This is a genomic window from Prevotella sp. C561, from assembly GCF_000224595.1.
GTDB classification, from domain to species: Bacteria; Bacteroidota; Bacteroidia; order Bacteroidales; family Bacteroidaceae; genus Prevotella; species Prevotella jejuni.
On the sequence record NZ_JH114140.1, the window covers coordinates 93,261 to 99,688 of the forward strand.

The 6,428-nt window shown below is 37.7% G+C and carries 5 protein-coding genes and 2 pseudogenes; 6 read left to right on the forward strand and 1 reads right to left on the reverse strand.

Going from position 1 to position 6,428, the window contains the following annotated elements; genetic code table 11:
* Positions 1 to 40 precede the first annotated feature (40 nt).
* Both HMPREF0666_RS01910 and HMPREF0666_RS01915 read left to right on the forward strand, forming a co-directional pair.
* Positions 41 to 499: an AraC family transcriptional regulator gene (locus tag HMPREF0666_RS01910; RefSeq protein WP_009010604.1), complete on the forward strand. Its 459-nt coding sequence runs from the start codon at positions 41 to 43 to the stop codon at positions 497 to 499.
* A gap of 7 nt (positions 500 to 506) precedes the next feature.
* A complete protein-coding gene (locus tag HMPREF0666_RS01915) occupies positions 507 to 2,498 on the forward strand; it encodes a dihydrofolate reductase (protein ID WP_009010605.1) in 1,992 nt (663 codons plus the stop codon).
* Between the two features lie 81 nt (positions 2,499 to 2,579).
* Here the strand turns inward: HMPREF0666_RS01915 and HMPREF0666_RS17825 are convergent.
* Positions 2,580 to 2,990 (reverse strand): annotated as a pseudogene (locus HMPREF0666_RS17825) (transposase); the annotation flags it as partial.
* Positions 2,991 to 3,152: 162 nt separating this feature from the next.
* On the opposite strand from HMPREF0666_RS17825, the gene HMPREF0666_RS01920 reads away from it, so the two are divergent.
* The 4 genes and pseudogenes from HMPREF0666_RS01920 to HMPREF0666_RS01930 all read left to right on the forward strand — a co-directional run bounded on the left by HMPREF0666_RS01920 (position 3,153) and on the right by HMPREF0666_RS01930 (position 6,347).
* Positions 3,153 to 4,817: an AMP-binding protein gene (locus HMPREF0666_RS01920; RefSeq protein WP_009010606.1), complete on the forward strand. Its 1,665-nt coding sequence runs from the start codon at positions 3,153 to 3,155 to the stop codon at positions 4,815 to 4,817.
* Between the two features lie 458 nt (positions 4,818 to 5,275).
* Positions 5,276 to 5,644 (forward strand): annotated as a pseudogene (locus HMPREF0666_RS01925) (transposase); the annotation flags it as partial.
* A 133-nt stretch (positions 5,645 to 5,777) separates the two neighbouring features.
* Complete coding sequence (locus HMPREF0666_RS17830; protein ID WP_009010608.1) at positions 5,778 to 5,960, forward strand: hypothetical protein; 183 nt, start codon at positions 5,778 to 5,780, stop codon at positions 5,958 to 5,960.
* A 174-nt stretch (positions 5,961 to 6,134) separates the two neighbouring features.
* Positions 6,135 to 6,347 carry a hypothetical protein gene (locus tag HMPREF0666_RS01930; protein ID WP_009010609.1) on the forward strand — a complete coding sequence of 71 codons (213 nt, stop codon included), beginning with the start codon at positions 6,135 to 6,137 and terminating at the stop codon, positions 6,345 to 6,347.
* Positions 6,348 to 6,428 lie beyond the last annotated feature (81 nt).

The following is a 6,428-nucleotide window of genomic DNA, read 5'->3' on the forward strand; positions in this document are numbered from 1 at the left end:
GCAGTGTAATAACAAATAGGTAACTAAAAATACACGGATTATGGCTAAGTACAATTTAACTGAAAAGAAAGAGAAGGTAGCTGCTTACCGAAGTTTGGTCAGTCCGCAACTAATGGATGAATTAAAGGAGAAAATCCTTAATATCATTCTTATTCAGCAACGTTACAAAGACAAGAATTATTCTGCCAAGCAACTTGCTGAGGACTTGGGGACTAATACACGCTACATCTCGGCGGTAGTAAATGTGAGATTTCACATGAACTATACGTCATTCGTTAACAAATTCAGAATAGAGGAGGCTATGGCTCTATTGGTTGATAAACGTTATCAAGAGCTGAATATGGAAGATATCAGTGATATGGTGGGTTTCTCAAACAGACAATCATTCTATGCTTCTTTCTATAAACTAAATGGTGTCACCCCACGTGACTATAGAATGCGGCATTCAACACAACACTCATCTGAAGATGTACGTGTGAAGAAACCGCTTAAGAAATAAATAAAAAATGATCGAATCAATAGGAGAGGAAACTTTTAACTTTCAGGATGAACGGTTTGCCGATATACAACTATTACGATATCGGCTCCCGGATTTCGAATCACTGACAATTAGGCAAAAACAGTTAATATATTGTTTGTCGCAAGCTACGCTATTTGGACGTGATATAACATTTGATCAGTTCGGCAAATACAACCTCCGTATTAGAAAGACTTTAGAGGCTGTCTATTTGAACTATAATGGTGAAAAGTTAGATTATAATTTTCGTGCTTTAGAGGAATATCTGAAGCACGTTTGGTTTGCTAATGGTATTTATCATCATTATGCGTGCGATAAGTTCTCACCATTATTTACAGAAGATTTCTTTCGTAAAGAAGTCTTAGCGCTTGATACTAATCAGCTTCCGCTTAACGAGGGAGAGACAGTAACGTCTTTGCTTGATGAGTTATGCCCTGTAATATTTGATCCGACAGTTCTTCCAAAGCGAGTTGATAAGTCGGATGGTAAAGATATTGTACGCTCCTCTGCATGTAATTATTATGACGGAGTTTCTCAGCAGGAGGTTGAAGAATTTTATGCTAAGTTAAAGCAAGAAGGCCCAATAAGTGAAGTTCCATCTTATGGATTAAATTCTACTCTTGTAAAAGAAGGTGATTTAATCCGTGAAGATGTCTGGAAAGTAGAAGGGAAATATGGGGCTGCGATTAGAAAGATAGTATTCTGGCTAAATCGTGCAAAAGAATTTGTTGAAAACAAACGACAGCAACGTGTGATAGAATTGTTAATTCGTTATTATGAGACAGGTGATTTACATGATTTCGATACATATTCTATAGAGTGGTTACGTGAGCAGAATGGTCGAATAGACTTTATCAATGGTTTTATTGAGGTCTATGGTGACCCTATGGGATTGAAAGGCTCATGGGAAGGTATCGTTGAATATAAAGATCTTAAAGCCACACATCGTACACAAACTATATCTGCTAATGCACAGTGGTTTGAGGACCATTCACCAATTAAGCCTTTGTTTAGGAAAGAGGTTGTAAAAGGTGTTACAGCAAATGTTGTTTGTGCTGCAATGTTGGGAGGTGATGAGTATCCATCTTCAGCTATAGGTATAAATCTGCCAAATGCTGACTGGATTCGAGCAGAGCATGGTTCGAAGAGTGTGACAATATCTAATCTTACCCATGCTTACAATATGGCTGCAAAAGGAAACGGCTTTCGGGAGGAGTTTGTCATTGACGATGATACACGAAGACTATTAGAACTATATGCTGATAAGACCGATGATCTTCATACAGATCTTCATGAATGCTTAGGACATGGGAGTGGACGATTACTGCCTGGTACTGATCCTGATGCGTTGAAGAACTATGGTAATACTATAGAAGAGGCTCGTGCTGATTTATTTGGGTTATATTATATAGCAGATCTGAAACTTTTAGAGCTTGGACTCTTAGATAATGAAGAAGCTTATAAGGCGCAGTATTATAGCTATATGATGAATGGTTTGCTCACCCAACAAGTCCGTATTAAACCTGGCAAACAGATAGAAGAGTCGCACATGCAGAACCGTGCACTTATTGCGCAATGGGCTTTGGAGTTAGGAAAAGATGATAATGTTGTAGAGCTTGTAACTTGTAAAGATGAAAAGACAGGCCAATCAAAAACATTTGTGCGTATTAATGACTATGAAACTTTACGGTATATCTTTGCTTATCAACTTGCAGAGATACAGCGTATTAAGAGCGAAGGAGACTTCTATATGGCTCGTGCTTTAGTGGAGAAGTATGCTATCAAACTGAATTCTGTTCTTCATGCAGAAGTATTACGTCGCTATGAAAACTTGAATATAGCACCTTATAAAGGGTTTATAAACCCAGTCCTTACACCTATATATAATGATTTTGGTGAAGTAATAGATGTTGTCGTAGATTATTCTGAGTCATACACAGAGCAGATGTTACGATATTCTCGAGATTACCAAACACTTTGAACATAATTTTATAAGGGTATTGACATTTGATGTATATTATGCTTTTCGGGTATATTTGATAGTCTCAACCCATTGGTGGAATTAAATCAGTGTGTATTTGAACCTGCTTATAGGCTTGTTGATAATGTAGTTGATGTGTTCTAATGCGGTCATCGCACAGACTTTTCCCACTATTCGGACAAAAAGAGCGCATGTTTCTTTGGCGTACTTTCTGATGACGAGGAACTGGTTTGTAAGTTGTGAAAGTACTGTTTCAATCCTCTTTCTTGCCTTTGCTATAGGGTTGAAGGTTGGCTTTCAGTTCTTTTGGATAAGCCTATATGGACATTCAAGCCTGATGTTGACAGTATCAAAAATGTCAAGTTGATTTTCCGTACTGATGTACCCTTTGTCTTCTAAGATGTTACAATTGTGATAAAATGGCTTGTTGTCTTTGAGTTCTTTAATATTGTATACACTCGTTTTGGGCAAGTCGTATGAACGTATGACACCCCCCTGTCACCATTGTTGGTGTCAAGGGGGCATTTTTTTTGTTCGTTTAGACGCGTCGCTTTTTATGTTTCTTTTCAATTCATCTTTGTACTTTTCTGCACATAATATTTTGAAATGTGCTTATAAATATGTATCTTTGCACAGAGTTTGAAATATTGTGCAATGGAAAAGATTCCAAGTTTTAATGAATTAATAGAGAAGAGTATCATCGAATTTTGGGATCGTGATGCTCTAACCGATTATAAGGGTAAGACCCTTCAATATCATGATGTTGCAAGAAAGATAGAGAAATTGCACATTATGTTTGAGGCAAGTGGTGTTAAACGAGGAGATAAGATAGCGCTTTGTGGAAGGAACTCTTCTGCATGGGCAGCTGCCTTTCTTGCCGTACTCACCTATGGCGCAGTAGCTGTACCTATCTTACATGAGTTTATGCCAGAGCAGATTCATAATATTGTTAATCACTCTGATGCAAAACTACTCTTTGTTGGTGACGTCGTAGTGACACAGGTTGACGCCATGAAGATGCCAAAGTTGGAAGGTATCATCTATATACCAGATTATTCATTGGTAGTAAGTCGCACGGACAAATTAACCTATGCACGCGAACATCTCAATGAGGAGTTTGGGCGTCGTTACCCGAAGTATTTCCGTCAAGAAAATATCCATTACTATCGTGAACAGAGTCCAGATGAATTGGCTTTGATAAATTACACCAGTGGAACGACAGGACGTTCAAAAGGTGTTATGCTTCCTTATCGTTCTTTGTGGAGTAATGCTGATTTCGCAAAGCATGTGTTAGGTAATATCATAAAGCCAGGCGATAATGTCATCAGTATCCTTCCGATGGCCCACATGTATGGAATGGCATTTGAGTTTATCTTTGAGTTCCTCTCAGGTGTTCATATCTATTACCTAACTCGCATACCTTCTCCTGCAATTATTTCGCAAGCTTTGCAGGAAGTTAAGCCAGTAATCATGATTGCCGTACCATTGGTCATAGAGAAGATTATTCGTAAGAAGGTCTTTCCAAAGATACAGAACAATCGTATGCGTTTGCTTCTTAATATGCCAGTTATTAATAAGAAGGTGCGTGCCAAAATACGTGAACAAGTTTATCAAGCATTTGGTGGTAATCTATATGAGATTATTATTGGTGGGGCAGCCCTCAATGGTGAGATTGAATCTTTCTTACGTCGTATAGAGTTCCCGTATACGGTAGGTTATGGTGCAACGGAGTGTGGTCCAATTATTTGTTATCGTGATTGGCATAGCTTTAAGCAAGGTTCTTGTGGACAAGCTGCCTTACATCAAGAAGTACGTATAGATAGTTCTGATCCAACGAACATTCCAGGAGAAATTCTTACCAAGGGTCCTAATGTCCTCTTAGGATATTATAAGAACGAAGAAGACACAAGTCAGACAATTGATAAGGACGGATGGTTCCATACTGGTGACCTTGGTCTGATGGACGAAGACGGGAATGTCTTTATTAAAGGACGTTCGAAGAATATGCTTTTAGGTAGTAATGGGCAGAACATCTATCCAGAAGAGATAGAAGACAAGTTAAACTCTCTTCCTCTTGTAAATGAATGCTTGGTTATTCAGAGTGGCGAGAAGCTTATAGCTTTGGTACACCCTGATTATGATGAAGCTCAGAACTTAGGACTTAATGCTGATGACATTAAGAATATTATGGAAGAGAATCGTACACAGTTGAATGCTATTGTACCAGCCTATTGTAAGGTTTCAGAGATACGTATTCATGAAGAAGAGTTTGAGAAGACACCAAAGAAATCTATCAAACGCTTCTTGTACACGGAATAAGTTCTTGATAAATTAGATAGAAAGAGTTTGGGGATATACGTCTCTTTTATCCGACTTTAATGTTCGTATGGATAAAAGGAGAAGTATATCCCCAATCTTGTTTCCTTACTTTTGTGTATAGATAAGTTGAATATTGTGATGTACAAATACAAGAAAAACTCGTTGAACTTTTTGTCTCTCATAAATTTTTAGAACACAAGAAGCTTGTTGGATATTTTCTTTCTCACAGATTTTCACAGATGAACAGAAACCTTTATGCTCACAGGGAGAACCCACAAACGCCGGCAAGCGACGACAGATATCGCAGAGCCTTTCTGCTAACCATCAACACCTAACAATTAACACCTAACACCCAACAATAGCTGAAACGCTCTCTGTTATCGGTTTGGCTAAACACCTCTGAATGGTTTTGTGAAACCTGTTCTTCAGTGTAACTCTGTGAGAGGAAGAATACCAGAGAAAAAGATATCTACCATAAAGTAGGAAAAATCACATATCAGGATAAGACCAAGAAAGGGAAGATCAGATTAATATCTCTGCTGACCAATGATTTTCAGATGTCGGCAGAAGATATTATACCTATCTATAAGAGAGGATGGCAAATAGAGACCTTATTTAAGCAATTAAAACAGAATTTCCCTCTAAGATACTTCTATGGAGAAAGTGCGAATGATATAAAAATACAAATATGGATTACGCTTATAGCCAATCTGCCTATAACACTTGTAAAGAACAAAATAAAGAGATCCAGGGGCTTCTTAGGCTTGGCAACAATGATAAGAATTCTACTTATGAGTTATGTCTCAATACAAGGTTTCTTTGAGTAGCCACATAGAGTTTGGGAAAATCGGACAGCAATAATTCGCTTTCTTTTTTATATTTTTTTGCTAATTTCTTGTTTGTTTCATATATTCTCACTACCTTTGCGCCCAGTTAAATTAAAATTAACTCGTAATAACGATGAGAGTCATAAAGAATATTAATTCAGCAAATGTTTGCACTTTATTAGGAAATAAAGGCGCAGACACACTTTGTGCTGCATTAGATTCTTTAACGAAGAAAGATGAAAAAAATATCGCAAATTATTTGGTAGTTCCAAATAATTTTGTACTCTCTCTCTCTCTCTCTCTCTCTCTCATATAGGCCAGGCCTAACCTCCCCACTTTTTCTTCACGCATACGCGCGCGAGGCGTGCCGTGCAACCCCTGTAAACAAAGGACTTTTCGGAGTTTCCTTTGTTCGCTTTTTTGTGTCCCTACGTAAACGAAATAAGAAGAAATTAAGCACGAAATAATAACTATTTTAATTGATAAAACAATGGAGAAAAAGAAACAAAAGAAGAACTATTCTGCACCAAAGTGTGAAATAGTTTTGGTAAACGAAAGCACTTATTTGATGGCAGGCTCTCCTTTTAATGGTCAGCATAATCCTGCACAACTAGGTGGAACGCATGGAGACGCTAAGCAAACACCAGGTTGGATGTCAGAATACGAGGAAGAAACGCCAGCATGGAATACTAACAGAGAGTAATAAACTAAAAGAACAAAGTAAAAGTAGAAAACAATGAAAAAATATTCTTTCGCATCGTGCTTTAAGTTCATGGCACTTGTG

Excerpts from the sequence above, each read along its gene's own strand:
- HMPREF0666_RS01920 (WP_009010606.1), top strand. The coding sequence starts at position 3,153 with ATGGAAAAGATTCCAAGTTTTAATGAATTAATAGAGAAGAGTATCATC.
- HMPREF0666_RS01930 (WP_009010609.1), top strand. The coding sequence starts at position 6,135 with ATGGAGAAAAAGAAACAAAAGAAGAACTATTCTGCACCAAAGTGTGAA.
- HMPREF0666_RS17830 (WP_009010608.1), top strand. The coding sequence starts at position 5,778 with ATGAGAGTCATAAAGAATATTAATTCAGCAAATGTTTGCACTTTATTA.
- HMPREF0666_RS01910 (WP_009010604.1), top strand. The coding sequence starts at position 41 with ATGGCTAAGTACAATTTAACTGAAAAGAAAGAGAAGGTAGCTGCTTAC.
- HMPREF0666_RS01915 (WP_009010605.1), top strand. The coding sequence starts at position 507 with ATGATCGAATCAATAGGAGAGGAAACTTTTAACTTTCAGGATGAACGG.